We start from the raw sequence: 18144 nt of genomic DNA on the forward strand, positions 1-18144 counted from the left end.
AGCCAGGTAGGAGCGCAGCTCGCGATGCGCATAACGTGAATTTGCAGTAACTGATTGGCCTGACCGAACGCTACTTCCTCCCCGCACTTACGCTCTACCGACATCTTTTTACATTTCTACGAAGATATAGCTCAGCATTGACCATATCACTGCAAACACCACCAGTAGCATTGCCAACTTCATTCGCTTTCTGAGATAACTAGGAAATTCCCTATTGTCATCAGGATGCAACTGCCCTCGACCAATAAAAATATCTGGCCAGAACAGCGCACTTGTCATACCTGCAACGACCATAAACCTCGACCGAAGACTCGCCCCAGCATAACTAAGCTCCTCGGCAAGCAAGGTGCTCCGCTTGAACGCATTGCACATAACGGTAAAATGCCGCGAGCCTGCAATATGTATGTCGATCAACAGGCCTACTCCCCCCATGACCAAGGGGCAGCACAGATAAATCCACTGAATGTAATTAGGCCAATCACGAATACTGGTTATATAAAACTCCATTTAGTGTTAATCCTACTTAATCAGGAACTTGGCCAGCTTAATCATAAAAAGCCCCGTAGATCTGTTCTCCCAAATACTCCCCCACCGCTTCGACTCCCTTCGAGGTACCGAAAGCGAGTCCACTAACCGTGACGATGCCGCAAGCCGCTTTTCCCCAACCTCCGAACTTGCAAACTGCAACGGCTGCCGTCTTTCCAGCGGCTGCGCCCAATGCGCCGCCTACAAGCCCGCCTGAGAAACTACCAGCCTCTGTAAATCGAATTTTTTTGCATTCTGCAGTTTCCCCTTCCCGGCAAGCTTCGTGGACTTTTAAAGAAGATGACCCTGCGCCAAGCCCAATCCCGACCCCCCCCCCATACTTGAGGTACTTCGACACTTTCGCCACTTCATCCAAGTGCGTTGCATAGCCAGGTATATTTCCAGGCACACCCGCTTTCTTCCAGTGGTGCACCAAACTTTTTGTCGAGATACCAAGATCGCGCCGTAACTTGTCGTAGTTCCCTAACCCCAGTGACTTGTTAAGAAATGCGGTGCGTAGCTGGCTATCCAGTTGCTTATAGAGTTGCTGACGCGAGGCAAAGAACTCCGGGCTTTTAAGGTGGCCGTGCAGGGTGAATTGCTGCTGGTGCAAGGCCTCGATGCCTTTCAGCGTGTCCTTTACCTGCGATACTCCCCGCTCCAGCATATCCTTGCCCACCCCCATCGACTGGCTCGCCCCACTGAGCACCCCGGCAATCTCGCCAATGTGCTGCATCATGAAGTTGGCCTCTTCCTTGGTAAGGATGCCCAGCGACTCCCTCACCTTCTCCGCCACCATCATCAGCTCGGTTTCCCCTGGGCTGCAGGCAAACTCGCTGCCCGCGCTGCCGAGCACGAAAATCTCACCGGCCTTGAACCCTTCGCCATGGCTGGGGTTCAAGCGCTGCAGCAGTGAAATCGGCAAGGGTGTACGGGCCATGTCCAGGCTCGCCAGCACCTGCTCAAACGACATGCTGCGCTGGACGATATGAAAGCCTGGTTCCAACCCGGCAGCTTGGCTGCCTGGAGAAAGCGCCGTCGACGCCGGGTTGCCAGGCGCTAACGTGCTGCCAGAAGGCAAGGCACCCGTCATCGAAGCGATTACCCGATTACGGCCACTGGGGCACCCGCACGCCACCAGCGAACCGTCCACGGCCACCGGTTGGCCGTCTGAAATGAAGCTCGCGCAGCCTTCGACAACGACCCCCTCCTCCCCGCACATTGGGCAGGCTGTGGTTGGGTCGCCGCAGCGCAGTACCCTGCGCCCTTCGCTGAAGTACCCGTTGCCCGTCGCCACGCAGATCGCCCCGGTGGTCGTGCTGTCGCCGTCCACCGCCTGGCCCTTGCCGTCAATCATCACCGTTCGCATGGTTTCCCTTCCTGATGTGGAGAACCGGGAAGCTAGCAGCAGAACGGCCCTTCAAAACCACCCCCGATGAAATCAAGACAGGGCCTACAACCGAAGGAAAAATATCTGTAGGAAGCGTCCTACATGCGTCATCCAAAACGAGACAGTGATACTCGTTTACCCCTATTTTTAACACATCAGGCTGACAGTAAGATTCTCCCATCAACAGCCCGGCGGCCCTCCCGGCCCCGGCTTTTCAAGGAGAATCCCCATGCTCACCATCCGTAACGCCCAAGACCGCGGCCTGGCTTTCCATGGCTGGCTGAAATCCTTCCACACCTTCTCGTTCGGCCATTACCGCAACCCCGACGAGCAGGGTTTCTCCGACCTGCTGGTAATCAATGACGACCGTGTCATTGCCGGCAAGGGCTTTGGCGAGCACCCGCACCGGGACATGGAAATCTTCTCCTACGTGCTCGAAGGCGCGCTGGAGCACAAGGACACCTTGGGCACTGGCTCGGTGATTCGCCCCGGTGACGTGCAACTGATGAGTGCCGGGCACGGCGTGGCGCACAGCGAGTTCAACCACAGCAAGGCGCAGCCGGTGCATTTCCTGCAGATCTGGATCGTGCCCAACGTCCGGGGGGCGACGCCGCGGTATCAGCAACAGCACTTCAGCGCCGAGGAAAAACGCGGCAAGTTGCGCCTGATCATTTCCCCCGATGGCGCCGAGGGGTCGCTGCAGGTGCGGCAGAATGCGCGGGTGTACGCCGGGTTGTTCGACGGTGCGGAACGCGCCACCTTGACCTTGGCGCAGAACCGCCATGCCTATGTGCATGTGGCCCGTGGCAGCATCGAGCTCAATGGGCAAGTGCTGAATGAAGGAGATGGGGTGCGCGTGCGGCAGGAGCACGTGCTGGAACTGGGCAATGGCGTGGATGCCGAGGTGTTGGTGTTCGACCTGCGGCCACATGAGTTGCCGGGTATGCCGTAAGCAGGGCCGGCCTTATCGCGAGCTGCGCGCCTACCGGTGGGGGAGCACAGGGCCCGCAGCTCGCGACAAGGCGCACACGATTAGGGCTCGAACCCTTCGACAATAATCACCTCAGCCTTCGCCACCCCCTGGCGGTGGCTGCATGCCTCCTGGTACAGCGCAGACCGATAACACGCCAGCGCCTGCTCATACGAGTCGAACTCGATCACCACGCTACGCTGTGGGGTGGGCCGCCCTTCCATCGCCTCGCTGCGCCCGCCACGGGCCAGGAAGCGGCCGCCGAATGCCTTGAAGGCAGCGGGGGCACGCTGGGTGTATTGCTGGTACTGCTCAGGGTCGGTCACATCGACATGGGCGATCCAATAGGCCTTCATCCGCTGCTCTCCAGTTACAAAAATATTTGTGTATGATGGTATACCATAAAAATCACCCCACCACAGTGAGCGTGCAGCATGGCTTTCAACAGCATCGAAGAACTCCTCGAGGACTACAGGCAAGGCAAGATGGTCCTGCTGGTGGACGACGAAGACCGGGAAAACGAAGGCGACTTGCTGATCGCCGCCGAGCGCTGTGACGCCCAGGCCATCAACTTCATGGCCCGCCAGGCGCGCGGCCTGATCTGCCTGACCCTGACCGACGAGCACTGCCAGCGCCTGGGCCTGGAACAAATGGTGCCGGCTAACGGCAGCGTGTTCAGCACCGCCTTCACCGTGTCGATCGAAGCCGCCAGCGGCGTCACCACCGGCATCTCCGCCGCCGACCGGGCGCGCACCGTGGCCGCTGCCATGGCGCCCAACGCCCGCCCCGAAGACCTGGTGCAGCCCGGCCACATCTTCCCCCTGCGCGCCCGCGAAGGCGGCGTGCTGACCCGTGCCGGCCACACTGAAGCTGGCTGCGACCTGGCCCGCCTGGCCGGTTTCACCCCGGCCTCGGTGATCGTCGAAGTGCTCAACGACGATGGCACCATGGCCCGGCGCCCCGACCTTGAAGTGTTCGCCGCGCAGCATGGCATCAAGATCGGCACCATCGCCGACCTGATCCACTACCGCCTGAGCACCGAACAGACCATCAAGCGCATCGGCGAGCGCGAGCTGCCGACCGTGCACGGTACGTTCCGCCTGGTGACCTATGAAGACCGCATCGAAGGTGGCGTGCACATGGCCATGGTCATGGGCGATATCCGCCGCGAGCAACCGACCCTGGTGCGCGTGCACGTGATCGACCCGCTGCGCGACCTGGTGGGCGCCGAATATGCCGGCCCGGCCAACTGGACGCTGTGGGCGGCGCTGCAGAAAGTGGCCGACGAAGGCGCCGGGGTGGTGGTGATCCTGGCCAACCACGAGTCGTCCCAGGCGCTGCTTGAGCGCGTACCGCAGCTGACCCAGCCGGTAAGGCCGTACCAACGGGGGCAGTCGAAGGTGTACTCGGAAGTGGGCACCGGCGCGCAGATTCTGCAGGACCTGGGCGTGGGCAAGCTGCGTCACCTGGGGCCACCGCTGAAATATGCAGGTTTGGCCGGCTACGAGCTGGAGGTGGTGCAGAGCATTCCCTTCGAGCCGGGCCTGGTGAGCTGAGCCTACGTAAGCAGCAGGGCTTGCAGGGCCCTGTGGCAGCGGGTTTACCCGCCCCCACAGGGCTTGCACAGGCTCGGCAAGGACGGAGTGATGGCCGGTCGCCTCCTGCCTCTTGCCAAAAGCTTGGAATACCATAATATGATATCCCGTAGACCTTAAAATTTCAGGCCGGCACCTACAATCACAAACGGCCACAAGACACTTTGTTTTAGCTGCTCCCCGAACACTGTTGGCGGGCGCACCAAAAAGCCCCGCCTCGAATAACAAAAGCAACGAGGGCGTAACCATGCTGTTGAGCAAACGTGTAACCGCAGTGCTGTCCGCCAGCCTGCTGACCCTGGCATGTCAGGCCGCCCAGGCCGCCGACAGCCTCAATTTCGTCAGCTGGGGCGGTACCACCCAGGACGCCCAGAAAGAAGCCTGGGCAGTTCCCTTCACCAAGGCCACCGACATCAAGGTCGTGCAAGACGGCCCCACCGACTACGGCAAGCTCAAGGCCATGGTCGAAAGCGGCAATGTGCAGTGGGACGTGGTGGACGTCGAAGCCGACTTTGCCCTGCGCGCCGCCAACGAAGGCCTGCTCGAACCCCTCGATTTCAACCAGATCAAACGCGACAAGATCGACCCCCGTTTCGTCTCCGACCATGGCGTAGGTTCGTTCTTCTTCTCCTTCGTGCTCGGCTACAACGAAGGCAAACTCGGTGCCAACAAGCCCGTCGACTGGACCGCGCTGTTCGACACCAAGACCTACCCCGGCAAGCGCGCCCTGTACAAATGGCCAAGCCCCGGCGTGCTGGAGCTGGCCCTGCTGGCCGACGGCGTCGCCCCCGACAAGCTCTACCCGCTGGACCTGGACCGCGCCTTCAAGAAACTCGACACCATCAAGAAAGACATCGTCTGGTGGGGCGGTGGCGCCCAGTCCCAGCAACTGCTGGCCTCCGGTGAAGCGTCCCTGGGCCAGTTCTGGAACGGCCGCGTCTATGCCCTGCAGCAAGACGGTGCACCGGTGGGCGTGAGCTGGAAGCAGAACCTGGTCATGGCCGACTTCCTGGTCATCCCCAAAGGCTCGAAGAACAAGGACGCGGCCATGAAGTTCCTGGCCAACGCCAGCAGCGCCGAAGGCCAGGCCGAGTTCGCCAACAAGACCGCCTACGCCCCGGTGAACCTCGACAGCGTCGCCAAGCTGGACAAGAACCTCGCGCCGAACCTGCCCACCGCCTACGCCCAGGACCAGGTCACCCTGGACTTCGCCTACTGGGCGAAGAACGGCCAGGCCATCGCCGCGCGCTGGAATGAGTGGCTGGTCAAATGAAAGTCGCCATCAACGCCCTGCACAATGCGCAAGGTGCCCCCACGGGCACCGGCGCCCCGGGAACGGCCCCCCGCCGCGTGAGCCTGAGCCAGCGCTGGAAAGGCAGCCGCAACCTGCTGCCGGCCCTGCTGTTCCTCGGCCTGTTCTTCTTCGCGCCACTGGTCGGCCTGTTGCTGCGCGGGGTGCTGGAACCCACGCCGGGCCTGGGTAACTACGAGCAGCTGTTCGCCAACTCGGCTTACGCACGGGTGTTGTTCAACACCTTCTCGGTGGCCGGCGTGGTCACCCTGATTAGCGTGCTGCTGGGCTTCCCGCTGGCCTGGGCGATCACCCTGGTGCCCAAGGGCTGGGGCCGCTGGCTGCTGAACATCGTGCTGCTGTCGATGTGGACCAGCCTGCTGGCACGCACCTACTCGTGGCTGGTGCTGCTGCAAAGCTCGGGGGTGATCAACAAGGCGTTGATGGCCATGGGCATCATCGATGCCCCGCTGGAAATGGTGCACAACCTCACGGGCGTGGTGATCGGCATGAGCTACATCATGATCCCGTTCATCGTGCTGCCGCTGCAGGCGACCATGCATGCCATCGACCCGATGGTGCTGCAGGCAGGGTCGATCTGCGGCGCCAGCCCCTGGACCAACTTCTGGAAGGTGTTCCTGCCGCTGTGCCGCTCGGGGCTGTTCTCCGGTGCGCTGATGGTGTTCGTGATGTCGCTCGGTTACTACGTCACCCCGGCCCTGCTGGGCGGGGCGCAGAACATGATGCTGCCCGAGTTCATCATCCAGCAGGTGCAGTCGTTCCTCAACTGGGGCCTGGCCAGCGCCGCCGCCGCACTGCTGGTGGTGATCACCCTGGTGCTCTTCTACCTGTACCTGAAGCTGCAGCCGGAATCCCCGGTTGGCAACGCGAGGTAATTCACCATGCTTCTGTCTCCCAATGCCATGGGGCGCCCGCTGCGCACCGGGCTGTACCTGACCACCGGGGTGATCGCCGCCTTCCTGCTGCTGCCGGTGGTGTTCATCGTGCTGCTGTCGTTTGGCTCCTCCCAGTGGCTGGTGTTCCCGCCGCCGGGCTGGACCTTCAAGTGGTACGGCCAGTTCTTCTCCAACCCGGAGTGGATGGACGCCGCCCTGGCCAGCCTGAAGGTCGCCGTGCTGACCACCATCGCCGCCGTGCTGCTGGGCTTGCCCACCGCATTCGCCCTGGTGCGCGGCCGCTTCCCTGGGCGTGAAATGCTCTATGGCCTGTTCACCATGCCGATGATCGTGCCACTGGTGATCATCGCCGTGGCCGTGTACGCACTGTTCCTCAAGCTTGGCTACACCGGCACGCTGTTCGCCTTCGTGGTCAGCCATGTGATCGTCGCCCTGCCGTTCACCATCATCTCGATCATCAACTCGCTGAAGCTGTTCGACCAGTCGATCGAGGATGCCGCGGTGATCTGCGGTGCCTCGCGCCTGCAGGCGATCTTCAAGGTGACCTTCCCGGCCATTCGCCCGGGCATGATCGCCGGCGGCCTGTTCGCCTTCCTGGTGTCGTGGGACGAGGTGGTGCTGAGCGTGATGATGGCCAGCCCCGACCTGCAAACCCTGCCGGTGAAAATGTGGACCACCCTGCGCCAGGACCTGAGCCCGGTCATTGCCGTGGCCTCGACCTTGCTGATCGGCCTGTCGCTTCTCGTCATGTTCATTGCCGCCGCCTTGCGCCGGCGCACCGAAGTCAACGCCTGAGCGCGCGGAGAAAACAACAATGAGTGCAGTGATCAAAGACAACGCGCCCGGCAAGACCCTGGTCAGCCTGCGTGGCCTGAACAAGCACTACGGCGACTTCACCGCCGTGGACAACCTCGACCTGGAAATCCAGGACGGCGAATTCCTGACCTTCCTCGGCTCCAGCGGCTCGGGCAAATCCACCACCCTGTCGATGCTGGCGGGCTTCGAAACCCCCAGCAGCGGCGAGATCCTGGTCGACGGCCAGTCGCTGGTCAACGTGCCGCCGCACAAGCGCGACATCGGCATGGTGTTCCAGCGCTATTCGCTGTTCCCGCACCTGAACGTGCGCGACAACATCGCCTTCCCGCTGGCCATTCGCAAGCTCAGCGCCAGCGAAACCAGCAAGCGCGTGGATGCCATGCTCAAGCTGGTGCAACTGGAGAAATTCGCCCACCGCAAGCCATCGCAGATGTCCGGTGGCCAGCAGCAACGGGTGGCCATTGCCCGGGCGCTGGTGTATGAACCGCGGATCCTGCTGATGGACGAGCCGCTGGGCGCGCTGGACAAGAAACTGCGTGAAGACCTGCAGGACGAACTGCGCCAGCTGCACCGCCGGCTGGGCATCACCATCGTCTACGTCACCCACGACCAGGAAGAAGCCATGCGCCTGTCCCAGCGCATCGCCATCTTCAGCCACGGCAAGATCGTCGGCCTGGGCACCGGTTACGACCTCTACCAGAACCCGCCGAATGCCTTCGTGGCCTCGTTCCTGGGCAACTCCAACTTCCTGCGTATCAAGGCCAACAGCAACGGCGCCGGCAGCTTCGAAGGGCAGCCGGTGGCGATCCGCCTGACCCCAGGCATCAGCGCCGACCAACAGGCGTTGATCATGGTGCGCCCGGAGAAAGCCCTGGCCCTGACCGCCGAGCAGGCCGCGCGCGAGCCGCTGCCGGCGGGCTGGAACGAAGTCAGCGCCAAGGTCGGTGAAGTGCTGTTCCTGGGGGAAAGCCAGACCTGCCACGTGGTGACCGCAGGCGGTACCGAGCTTACCGTGAAGGCGCTGTCTGCCGCGGGTATGCCGATGCAGCCGGGGGACAGTGTGAAGGTACGCTGGGCGGTGGCGGATGCCTGTATCTACACCGAGTGGGCCGAGAGCGACTTGAGCAAGTCGGCTGGGGCGCACTGACCCTACCGGCCCTTTCGCGGGGCAAGCCCGCTCCTATGGAACAAATCGTAACCATCTGATTTAACGGTGAATCCTGTAGGAGCGAGCGCAGCTCGCGATGGGCTGCAAAGCAGCCCCAGCACTATGAGCCGCGAGGCTGAAACCCTGGGGCCGCTGCGCGCCCCATCGCGAGCTACGCTCGCTCCTACCGGGGCGGCGCTGGCCTGGAGATGGGCGCTTGATCGGCAGCCCAGGGTTGTGGTGTAGGTCAAGCGCCGGTGTTCACGTATCGCATTTTTGGGCACCCACGCATTGCGGCGCGACTGCTGGCACGGTTCCCTGCGCAACAGCGCAGCCCGTAGGGCTGGGTAGGCTCTCATGGAGCAAAACATAACTATTTGATTTAACTGACAATCCTGTGGGAGCGGGCTTGTCGAGGCGTCGAACCGCCGCGAACACCGGCGAAGCCGGTGCCATCCATCGCGTCGCTATCTTCGCGGGCAAGCCCGCTCCCACAGGGGAATTGCGGCGCGGCTGCTGGCATTGTTCCCTGCGCGACAGCGCAGCCCCCAGGGCTGGGTTATTTCCTACAACGATTTGTAGGAGCGGGCTTGCCCCGCGAAGAGGCCGCCAAGGTCAATCACAACCCTGAAACCTGTCAGCGAAGTACGCCCGAAAAAACTCAACGGCCACGCGCACCTTGGCCGACCCGGCCAACGGCGCGGTGTAGACAGCCCAGATATCGGCACTTTGCCGATACCCCTGCAACACCTGCACCAGCCGCCCGTCCGCCAGGCTGTCGTGCACATCCCACCACGACCGCAGCACGATACCCCGCCCATCCAGGCACCACTGGTGCACCACTTCGCCATGGTTGCTCGACAGCGCCCCGGTCACCCGCACGCTCTGCTCGCCCTCCGGCCCTTCCAGGTGCCACACGCCGAAGGGGTGGTCACGCTCCTTGATCGCCAGGCAATCATGCCCGGCCAAGTCGGCCAGGTGCTTTGGCGTGCCACGCCGAGCCAGGTAATCCGGCGCGGCACACAGCACCCGCCAGTTGCGGGCAAGGCGCTTGGCGATCAGGTTGGGCGCAATGGTGTTGCCCACGCGGATATCCAGGTCGATGCCCTCCGCCACCAAATCCACCAGGCGGTCATGCACATCCAGGCGGATGTCCAGCCGCGGGTAGCGCGCCGCCAGCGCCGACAGTGCCGGCGCCAGCATGCGCCGGCCCAGCCCCAGGCTGCTGGCAATGCGCAGCTGCCCGGCCGGCTCGCGCTGGCCGGCTTCCAGGTCCTCGCCCATGCGCTGCAGGGCTTCGAACATCTGCTGGGCCCATTGGTAAACCCGCTCGCCCTCCTCGCTCACCGTCACCCGCCGGGTGGTACGGTGCAGCAGGCGCACGCCAAGGTCGGCCTCCAGCAGGCGAATGCGCTTGCTGACAAAGGCCGCCGACATGCCGCGGGCTTCGGCCGCTGCCGCGAAACTGGCGCGGCGGGCCACCTGGAGAAAGATGTCGAGGTCGTCGAGGCTGGGTAGTTTATTCACGTTTCGTACACTAAGAATGCATGGAATGGCAGATTATCTTCAATGAAGCCTCTTATAGCATGGCCCACACCTGTTCCCCCTGCCCCAAGGTGTGCCCATGACCCAGACATTCAGAATTGCCGCCATCCCCGGAGACGGCATCGGCAATGAAGTGCTCCCGCAAGGCATCCGCGTGCTCGAAGCGGCTGCGCGCAAACACGGCCTGGCCCTGGACTTCGAATTTTTCGAATGGGCCAACTGCGACTATTACCTGGCCCACGGCAAAATGATGCCAGACGACTGGTTCGACCGGCTCAAGGGCTTCGATGCCCTGTACTTCGGCGCCGTCGGCTGGCCCGCCAAGGTGCCTGACCATGTCTCGCTGTGGGGCTCGCTACTCAAGTTCCGCCGCGACTTCGACCAGTACGTGAACCTGCGCCCGGTGCGCCTGTTCCCCGGCGTGCCCTGCCCACTGGCCGGCAAGCAGCCTGGCGACATCGACTTCGTGGTGGTGCGGGAAAACACCGAAGGCGAATACTCGTCGCTGGGCGGGCGCATGTTCGAAGGCACGGCCCATGAAATCGTCGTGCAGGAATCGGTGTTCACCCGCCGAGGTGTCGACCGCATCCTCGAATATGCCTTCGAACTGGCGCAAAACCGCCCACGCCGGCACGTCACCTCGGCGACCAAGTCCAACGGCATGGCCGTCAGCATGCCGTACTGGGACGAACGCACCGCCGCCGTGGCCGAGCACTACCCGGAAATCAGCTGGGACAAACAGCACATCGACATCCTGTGTGCGCGTTTCGTCTTGCAACCTGAACGCTTCGACGTGGTGGTGGCGTCCAACCTGTTCGGCGACATCCTGTCCGACCTGGGCCCGGCCTGCACGGGCACCATTGGCATCGCGCCATCGGCCAACCTCAACCCGGAGCGCAAGTTCCCCTCCTTGTTCGAGCCGGTGCACGGTTCGGCACCGGACATCTACGGGCAAAACATCGCCAACCCGATCGGCATGATCTGGTCGGGGGCGATGATGCTGGAGTTCCTTGGCAAGCAGGCGCCGGATGGCCGCTACCAGGCCGCACACGATGACATCCTGCAGGCCATCGAGCAGGTGATCGCCCGTGGCACCACCACGCCGGACATGGGCGGCAAGCATTCGACCGAGGCCGTTGGCCAGGCCATCGTCGAAGCCCTGGGCGGCGCCTGATCGTCACATTTCGGTCACGCAACCGTCGTAATCTGCCGGGCAACTCTATGCCAAAGGTTGCCCGGCATGCTGCGCCCGCTGCTTTCGTTACTCCTGCTGCTGACCCTGAGCGCCCAGGCCGAGCCTGCGCACCTGCGCATCCAGGGCTCCAATACCATCGGTGCTGCCCTGTTGCCGGCACTGGTGCAAGGGCAGTTGTGGGCGCAGCAGGCGACCGACATCCAGCAGGTGCCCGGCGCGGTGGCCAACGAAACCGTCATCACCGCGCGCGATGCCCAGGGCCAGGCGCTGCGCATCGACGTCGCCGCGCACGGCTCCAGCACCGGCTTTACCGCCCTGGGCCGAGGCGAGGCCGACCTGGCAGCGGCCTCCCGGCCCATTACCGAAGCCGAAGCGGTGCGCCTCAAGGCCCTGGGCGACCTGCGCGCAGCCAGTGCCGAACAGGTCATCGGCCTGGATGGGGTGGCGGTGATCGTTCACCCCGACAACCCACTGCCGCAGCTCACCACCACGCAGCTGGCGCAGATTTTCTCGGGCCAGGTACAGCGCTGGGAACAGCTCGGCGTGGCTGCAGGCGCCATCCACCTGTACGCCCGCGATGACCGCTCCGGCACCTTCGAAACCTTCAAGGCGCTGGTGCTCGACCCCCACCAGGCCACGCTGGATGCCCACGCACAGCGCTTCGAGTCCAGCGAGGCGCTGGCCGCGCAGGTCAGCAGCGACCGCCAGGCCATTGGCTTCAGCAGCCTGGCGGCGGTGCACGGGGCCAAGGTATTGGCCGTGGCCGAAGGCGAAGGGCCGGCCATGCTGCCGGACCGCCCGCTGGTGGCCAGCGAGGACTACCCGCTGTCACGGCGCCTGTACTTCTACCTGCCCGCCAACGCCAAGCCCCAGGCCCGCGCCCTGGCCGACTTCGCCCAAAGCCCGGCGGGCCAGGCCATCGTCGCCGCGCAAGGGTTCGTTTCCCAGCAAGTCCAGGCCCAGCCGGTACCGGCCCAGGCCGGCATGCCGCCGCGCTACCGCAGCCTGGCGCAGCAGGCGCAGCGCCTGAGCGTCAACTTCCGCTTCCAGGAAGGCAGCGCCAGCCTCGACAACAAGGCCCTGCGCGATGTGCAGCGGGTGGCCGAATACCTGCGCCAGGCCGGCAAGTTACAGAGCAAGGCGGTGCTGGTGGGCTTTGGCGACCCCAAGGAAACCCCGGGCCGGGCCGCCTTGCTGTCGCGCTTGCGGGCCCAGGCGGTGCGCCGCGAACTGGCCCGCGACGGCGTCGAGGTGCTGGAAGTGACCGGCATGGGCGATGAACTGCCGGTGGCCGGCAATGACCTGGAACAAGGCCGCCTGCGCAACCGCCGGGTCGAAGTGTGGGTGTATTGACCCGCAGCCTGGCACGGCGCCCTGACCTTCATCAACACCCCTTCGCGCCCAACCTGCCACACTGACTGCTACTGTCATCCGTGCCCCTTTGCGTGAAGGAACATACCCGCCCCATGAACCAGGAACTGCTCTGGGTCCTCGGCCTGCTGGCTGTCGTCGTCGTGCTCTTCGTCATCAACCGCCCGCGCATGGATGTGGTCGCCCTGCTGGTGATCCTTGCCCTGCCGCTGCTGGGCATCCTCACCGTGGAGCAGGCCCTGGCCGGCTTCAGCGACCCCAACGTGGTGCTGATTGCCGCCTTGTTCGTGATCGGCGAGGGCCTGGTGCGTACCGGCATCGCCTACCGCATCGGCGAGTGGATGAGCGAAAAGGCTGGCAACAGCGAAGCCCGCCTGCTGGTACTGCTGATGGTGTCGGTGGCCGGGCTGGGTTCGGTGATGAGTTCCACCGGCGTGGTGGCGATCTTCATCCCAGTGGTGCTGAGCATCGCCGCGCGCCTGAAGCTTTCGCCCAGCCGGCTGATGATGCCGCTGAGCTTCGCCGGGCTGATCAGCGGCATGCTCAGCCTGGTGGCCACCCCGCCCAACGTGGTGGTGCACAGCGAACTGGTGCGCCACGGCGAGGCCGGTTTCCAGTTCTTCAGCTTTACCCCGTTCGGCCTGGTGGTGTTGGTGCTGGGCATCGGCTACATGCTGCTGACCCGGCACTGGCTCAATGGCGAGGTGCGCAAGGACGGCCGAATGGAAACCCGCCGCACCCTGCTGGACCTGGTGCTCGACTACAAGCTCAACGGCCGTGAGCGGCGCCTGCGCATTCGCCCACAGTCGCCGCTGATTGGCCATACCCTGGGCGAGCTGGAACTGCGCACCCGGCATGGCGCCAACGTCATCGGCATCGAGCGCCAGCACAAGTTCACCACCCGGGTGATCACCGCCGACTCCAACACCGTGCTGCACGCCGGCGATGTGCTGCTGCTCGACCTGTTCGCCAAGCGCGACGACCTGCGCAGCCTGTGCCAGGCCATGCAGCTGGAGCCCCTGCACTTCAAGGCCGCCTACTTCATCGACCAGTCCCAGGAGCTGGGCATGGCCGAAGTGTCGCTGCCACCGGGCTCGCAACTGATCGGTAAAAGCGTGCTGGAGCTGACCTTTCGCAGCCGCTACGACCTCAACGTGGTCGGCCTGCGCCGCGACCAGGCCGCCATCGAGGAACAGCTGCTGGAAGAAAAGCTGCGCCTGGGCGATACCCTGCTGGTGGTTGGCCCGTGGAAGGCGGTGCGCCAGTTGCAGAGCGAGCCCAGGGACTTCCTGGTGCTGAGCCTGCCCGCCGAAATCGACCAGGTTGCCCCGGCCCGCAACCGTGCGCCCCAGGCCTTGGTGAGCCTGGCGGTCATGGTCGGGCTGATGGTCAGCGGTGCGGTGCCCAATGTGATTGCCGCGCTGATCGGCTGCCTGCTGATGGGCGCCGGGCGCTGCATCGACATGAACAGCGCCTACCGCGCCATCCACTGGCAGAGCCTGGTGCTGATCGTCGGCATGCTGCCGTTCGCCCAGGCCCTGCAGCAAACCGGCGGCATCGACCTGGCAGTGGGCGGGTTGGTCGGCCTGCTGGGCGGCGCCGGGCCGATGGCCATGCTGGCCTGCCTGTTCGCGGTCACCGCAGTGATCGGCCTGTTCATTTCCAACACCGCCACGGCGGTGCTGATGGCACCGGTGGCGATCAGTACCGCCACGCAGCTGGGCTTGTCGCCCTACCCGTTCGCCATGACCGTGGCGTTGGCGGCGTCGGCGGCATTCATGACGCCGGTGTCGTCGCCGGTCAATACCCTGGTGCTGGGCCCTGGCCAGTACCGCTTCGCTGACTTCGTCAAGGTGGGCGTGCCGTTCACGGTGCTGGTGATGCTGGTCACGGTGGTCATGGTGCCGTGGATCTTCGGCCTGTGAGGCGGGCCAACAAGAAGCTGGCCGGCCGCTGGCATTATCCTGGGCGATCGCGGCGAATTGACATCAACTAGCCAGTGGAAACACACTTAAGGGCAATTGCCCCAGGTGCCTATAGCCGTTGTCCTGGATTTCGTTTCCGCTTGTCGGTCGAGCCTATGGTTTTTCCAGCACAGTCGCGCCTGTTGCCCTACCTGCTGTTGTTCATCCTGACGTTCACCTTGACGTTGGGCGGTATTCTGGCCCGGCCGATCGAATCGCTGTCGCTGTTCTGGCCGGTCAATGCGGTGCTGGCCGGGGTCCTGCTGCGCTACCCACGCCAGGCCAGCCTCACCGGTTTCAGCCTGGTGTGGCTGGCGATGGTGGCCGCGGACCTTGCCTGCGGCAGCGCCTGGGCGCCGGCCCTGTGGTTCAACCTGTGCAACCTGGGCGTGGTGGTGACGGTGTGGCTGCTGTTGTCGCGCCTGCCGCGCATCCACCGGCGCATGCGCACCCCGCACGGCGTGCTCAGCGTGTTCGGCGCCTGCGCAGCCGGCGCCATGGTTGCCGCCAGCCTGGCCTGCGTGATGGCCACGCCGTGGTTCCAGCAGTCATTGCAGGCCACCTGGCTGGCCTGGTTCAGCGAACAGTTCTCCACCAGCGTGCTGGTGCTGCCGGTATTGCTCACCGCGCCCTCCACCCGCGCCCTGGTGCGTAGCTCTGCCCAGGCCATTCGCCTGGCGCCGCTGCTGGTGCTGCTGTTGTCGCTGGTGTTCAGCATCGTGTTCGGTGGGCCGGGGGCCATTGCCTTCCCGATCGCCGCGCTGCTGTGGTGCGCCTGGACCTACTCGCCGTTCCTGGTTTCGCTGCTGACCCTCAGCGCCGGCAGCACGCTGATCGTTGCCGTGGCGCAAAACCTGATGCATTTCAGCGTGCCGCAGAGCGAGCCTGGGGTCACCACGTTGATGTCGGCGCGCCTGGGCATCGCCATGCTGGTGCTCGGCCCGCTGGTGGTGGCCTGCGTCAGCCAGGCCAACCGCAGCCTGTTGGCACGCCTGGCGCACCAGGCCACCGTCGACCACCTGACCGGCGTGTTGACCCGCAGCGCCTTCACCCGCCGTGCCAACGCCCTGCTCGACAGCCGCCAGCAACACGCCCAGGCGCTGCCGCTGACACTGATGATGCTGGACATCGACCACTTCAAGTCGATCAACGACCAGCACGGCCATGCCGTGGGCGACCAGGTGCTGCGCCAATTCGCCCGCGCCTTACAAGACCAGCTGCACGACGGCGAACTGCTGGCGCGCCTGGGCGGCGAGGAGTTCGTGGTGATCCTGCCAGGCCTGGCCCCGGAGCGGGCGGCGTTCAATGCCGAACGCCTGCGCCGCGCCGTGCAGGACTTGCAGGTGATGCAGGGCGATACCCGGGTGCAGATCACCGTGAGCATCGGCCTGGATGGCTGCGCGGGCGACGAGCAGGCGCCTGAGCTGGACGAACTGCTGGCCCGCGCCGACCAGGCCCTGTACCGCGCCAAGGCGCGCGGGCGCAACCGGGTGGAGCAGGCCGAGCGGCAGCGCCAAACGGTCTGACTCAGCCGCCCAGCAAGTCCCACGACAGCTTGGCGATCAGCACGCAGAGCAACACCAGGAACAGCCCGCGCACGAAGCCTGCGCCCTTGCGTACCGCCAGCCAGGTGCCGGTCAGTGCGCCGAGGATATTGCACGCGGCCATGGGCAGGGCGATGGCATACAGCACATTGCCCGACGGCACGAAGAACACCAGCGCCGCCAGGTTGGTGGCGATGTTCACCACCTTGGCCGAGGCCGAGGCGTGCAGGAAGTCCAGGGCGAAGAAGCGGATGAACAGGAAGATCAGGAAGCTGCCGGTGCCTGGGCCGAACAGGCCGTCGTAGAAGCCGATGGCGCCGCCGATCAGCACCGCTAGGCATTGCTCCTTGCGGCCGATCTTCGCCGGTTTGTGCAGGGTGCCGAAGTCCTTCTTGCAGAAGGTGTAGATGGCCATCAACACGATCAGTACCAGCACCGCCGGGCGCATCACGCTGGGCGGCACCAGCGACACCGTGGCCGCCCCGGCGAACGACATGACGAAGGCGCTGAGCGCCGCTGGCACGATCAGGCCCCAGTCCAGGGTGACCTTGCGAATGAACGAACGCGCCGCAAACGCCGTGCCACACACCGACGCCAGCTTGTTGCTGCCCAGCAGGGCCGCCGGCTGTGCGCTGGGCAGCACGTTGAACAGCGCCGGGATCTGAATCAGCCCGCCGCCTCCCACGGCGGCATCGATCAGGCCGGCAGCGAAGGCGAACAGGGAAAGTACGGCGATATCCATCATGGGGCAGGTCCTGGCAGTAGAAGCAGACTGCAAGGCTAATCAAAGTGACGCACTTGTGTTGAAATGCCATATTGCGAAAACTGCAATCAGGAGTGTTTCCATGGCATTGGACATGCTGCGTGAAATCCAGGCCTTCGTCAGCGTCGCCCACAAGCGCAGCTTCGTTGCCGCCGCCCGCGCCCTGGGGCGCTCGCCCAGCGCCGTCACCCGTGCGGTGCAAACCCTGGAAGACAACAGCGGGTGCAAGCTGCTGTACCGCAACGCCAATGCGGTGACCCTGACCGAGGCCGGCGAACGCCTGCTGCCCCACGCCGAGCGCTTGCTGGATGTGCAACGTGACGCCGCCGACGAACTGGCAGCGCTCAGTGGCAGCGCACAGGGCTGGGTACGTTTTGCCGTGCCGCAACTGCTGGGCGAGCATGTATTGCCCGGCGTGCTGGCAGCCTTCAGCCAACGCCACCCGCAAGTGACCCTGGATGTGCAGTACAGCGACGAAGCACTGGACCCGTTGCTGGGCAAATTCGATTTTGTGGTGCGCGGCGCCTTCCCCCAGTCCAGCGAGCTGATCGGCTACCCGCTGTGGCGCTACCGCCGTCACCTGTACGCCAGCCCAGCCTACCTGGCCCGGGCCGGCACCCCTGAGCGCCCCGAGCAGTTGCAGCAGCATGCGCTGATCCTGCATACCGCCCCGCGCATCCTCAAGGCCTGGCATTTCTGCCGCGACGGGCAAATCACCAGCCTGCGGCCGCACCCGCGCCTGCGCCTGGGTTCGGGTGATGCGGTGTACCACAGCGCCCTGGCCGGTGCCGGCATCGCCCGCCTGGCCGATTGGGCGGCGCAAGCGCAAGTGAAGGCCGGGCGCCTGGTGCGCGTGTGCGCGGACTACCGCCTGACCTCCAGCACCGGCCACGACCCGCAGATGCACGCGGTGTACCCCACCGGCGAGCTGCCGGCACGGGTACGCGAACTGCTGCTGGCACTGCGCCAGGCCGGCGAAAAGGCCATTCAGGCGCAGCGTTAAATGCTGTTCAATTTCTGCTCAATTTAACAGAGGCCGCCACCCGCTTGGCTTGCAGAATGTTATCCACAGACCTACCCACGATTTTTGTGGACAGATTTCCCCGTACAA

The 18144-nt window shown here is 64.4% G+C and carries 16 protein-coding genes; 11 read left to right on the forward strand and 5 right to left on the reverse strand.

Features of this window, described 5'->3' with window-relative positions; translation table 11 throughout:
* Positions 1-108: 108 nt before the first annotated feature.
* Positions 109-507, reverse strand: coding sequence for a hypothetical protein (locus tag F3J45_RS23300; RefSeq protein WP_167068569.1), 399 nt, complete (start codon positions 505-507; stop codon positions 109-111).
* Positions 508-544: 37 nt separating this feature from the next.
* Positions 545-1894, reverse strand: a complete 1350-nt coding sequence (locus F3J45_RS23305) for a PAAR domain-containing protein (RefSeq protein ID WP_167068572.1) — start codon at positions 1892-1894, stop codon at positions 545-547.
* Positions 1895-2144: 250 nt separating this feature from the next.
* Between F3J45_RS23305 and F3J45_RS23310 the strand changes: the two genes are divergently transcribed.
* Positions 2145-2867, forward strand: a complete 723-nt coding sequence (locus F3J45_RS23310; protein ID WP_167068576.1) for a pirin family protein — start codon at positions 2145-2147, stop codon at positions 2865-2867.
* 80 nt (positions 2868-2947) lie between these two features.
* Here F3J45_RS23310 and F3J45_RS23315 read toward each other — a convergent pair whose 3' ends face one another.
* Entirely contained in the window at positions 2948-3241 is a 294-nt protein-coding gene (locus F3J45_RS23315; RefSeq protein ID WP_060510889.1) for a DUF1330 domain-containing protein, read from the reverse strand.
* A 78-nt stretch (positions 3242-3319) separates the two neighbouring features.
* Between F3J45_RS23315 and ribBA the strand changes: the two genes are divergently transcribed.
* The 5 genes from ribBA to F3J45_RS23340 all read left to right on the forward strand — a co-directional run bounded on the left by ribBA (position 3320) and on the right by F3J45_RS23340 (position 8651).
* A complete protein-coding gene (ribBA, locus tag F3J45_RS23320; protein ID WP_167068579.1) occupies positions 3320-4441 on the forward strand; it encodes a bifunctional 3,4-dihydroxy-2-butanone-4-phosphate synthase/GTP cyclohydrolase II in 1122 nt (373 codons plus the stop codon).
* Positions 4442-4727: 286 nt separating this feature from the next.
* Positions 4728-5753 carry an ABC transporter substrate-binding protein gene (locus F3J45_RS23325; RefSeq protein WP_167068582.1) on the forward strand — a complete coding sequence of 342 codons (1026 nt, stop codon included), beginning with the start codon at positions 4728-4730 and terminating at the stop codon, positions 5751-5753.
* On the forward strand, positions 5750-6667 hold the full coding sequence (locus tag F3J45_RS23330) for an ABC transporter permease (protein WP_167068585.1): 918 nt from the start codon (positions 5750-5752) through the stop codon (positions 6665-6667). The genes F3J45_RS23325 and F3J45_RS23330 overlap by 4 nt, the downstream gene beginning before the upstream one ends.
* A 6-nt stretch (positions 6668-6673) precedes the next feature.
* Positions 6674-7483 (forward strand): ABC transporter permease, encoded by an 810-nt coding sequence (locus F3J45_RS23335; RefSeq protein WP_027919924.1) that lies wholly within the window; start codon positions 6674-6676, stop codon positions 7481-7483.
* Positions 7484-7502: 19 nt separating this feature from the next.
* Positions 7503-8651: an ABC transporter ATP-binding protein gene (locus tag F3J45_RS23340; protein WP_167068588.1), complete on the forward strand. Its 1149-nt coding sequence runs from the start codon at positions 7503-7505 to the stop codon at positions 8649-8651.
* Between the two features lie 615 nt (positions 8652-9266).
* Here the strand turns inward: F3J45_RS23340 and F3J45_RS23345 are convergent.
* Positions 9267-10178 (reverse strand): LysR substrate-binding domain-containing protein, encoded by a 912-nt coding sequence (locus tag F3J45_RS23345; RefSeq protein WP_167068591.1) that lies wholly within the window; start codon positions 10176-10178, stop codon positions 9267-9269.
* Positions 10179-10275: 97 nt separating this feature from the next.
* Between F3J45_RS23345 and F3J45_RS23350 the strand changes: the two genes are divergently transcribed.
* From F3J45_RS23350 to F3J45_RS23365, 4 genes are all read left to right on the forward strand, one after another.
* On the forward strand, positions 10276-11370 hold the full coding sequence (locus F3J45_RS23350; protein WP_167068594.1) for a tartrate dehydrogenase: 1095 nt from the start codon (positions 10276-10278) through the stop codon (positions 11368-11370).
* 66 nt (positions 11371-11436) lie between these two features.
* Positions 11437-12744: a substrate-binding domain-containing protein gene (locus tag F3J45_RS23355; protein WP_167068597.1), complete on the forward strand. Its 1308-nt coding sequence runs from the start codon at positions 11437-11439 to the stop codon at positions 12742-12744.
* 113 nt (positions 12745-12857) lie between these two features.
* Complete coding sequence (locus F3J45_RS23360) at positions 12858-14687, forward strand: SLC13 family permease (protein WP_167068600.1); 1830 nt, start codon at positions 12858-12860, stop codon at positions 14685-14687.
* A 155-nt stretch (positions 14688-14842) separates the two neighbouring features.
* Complete coding sequence (locus F3J45_RS23365; RefSeq protein ID WP_205300651.1) at positions 14843-16252, forward strand: GGDEF domain-containing protein; 1410 nt, start codon at positions 14843-14845, stop codon at positions 16250-16252.
* Position 16253: 1 nt separating this feature from the next.
* On the opposite strand, the gene F3J45_RS23370 is transcribed toward F3J45_RS23365, so the two are convergent.
* The gene (locus tag F3J45_RS23370) at positions 16254-17015 is read right to left on the reverse strand and encodes a TSUP family transporter (RefSeq protein WP_167068606.1); all 762 of its coding nucleotides are present in this window, start codon (positions 17013-17015) and stop codon (positions 16254-16256) included.
* Between the two features lie 100 nt (positions 17016-17115).
* Here F3J45_RS23370 and F3J45_RS23375 point away from each other — a divergent pair, with 100 nt between their 5' ends.
* Complete coding sequence (locus F3J45_RS23375) at positions 17116-18036, forward strand: LysR family transcriptional regulator (protein ID WP_167068609.1); 921 nt, start codon at positions 17116-17118, stop codon at positions 18034-18036.
* The last annotated feature ends 108 nt before the right edge of the window (positions 18037-18144 follow it).

The organism is Pantoea sp. Ap-967 (assembly GCF_011752565.1).
Lineage (GTDB): Bacteria > Pseudomonadota > Gammaproteobacteria > Pseudomonadales > Pseudomonadaceae > Aquipseudomonas.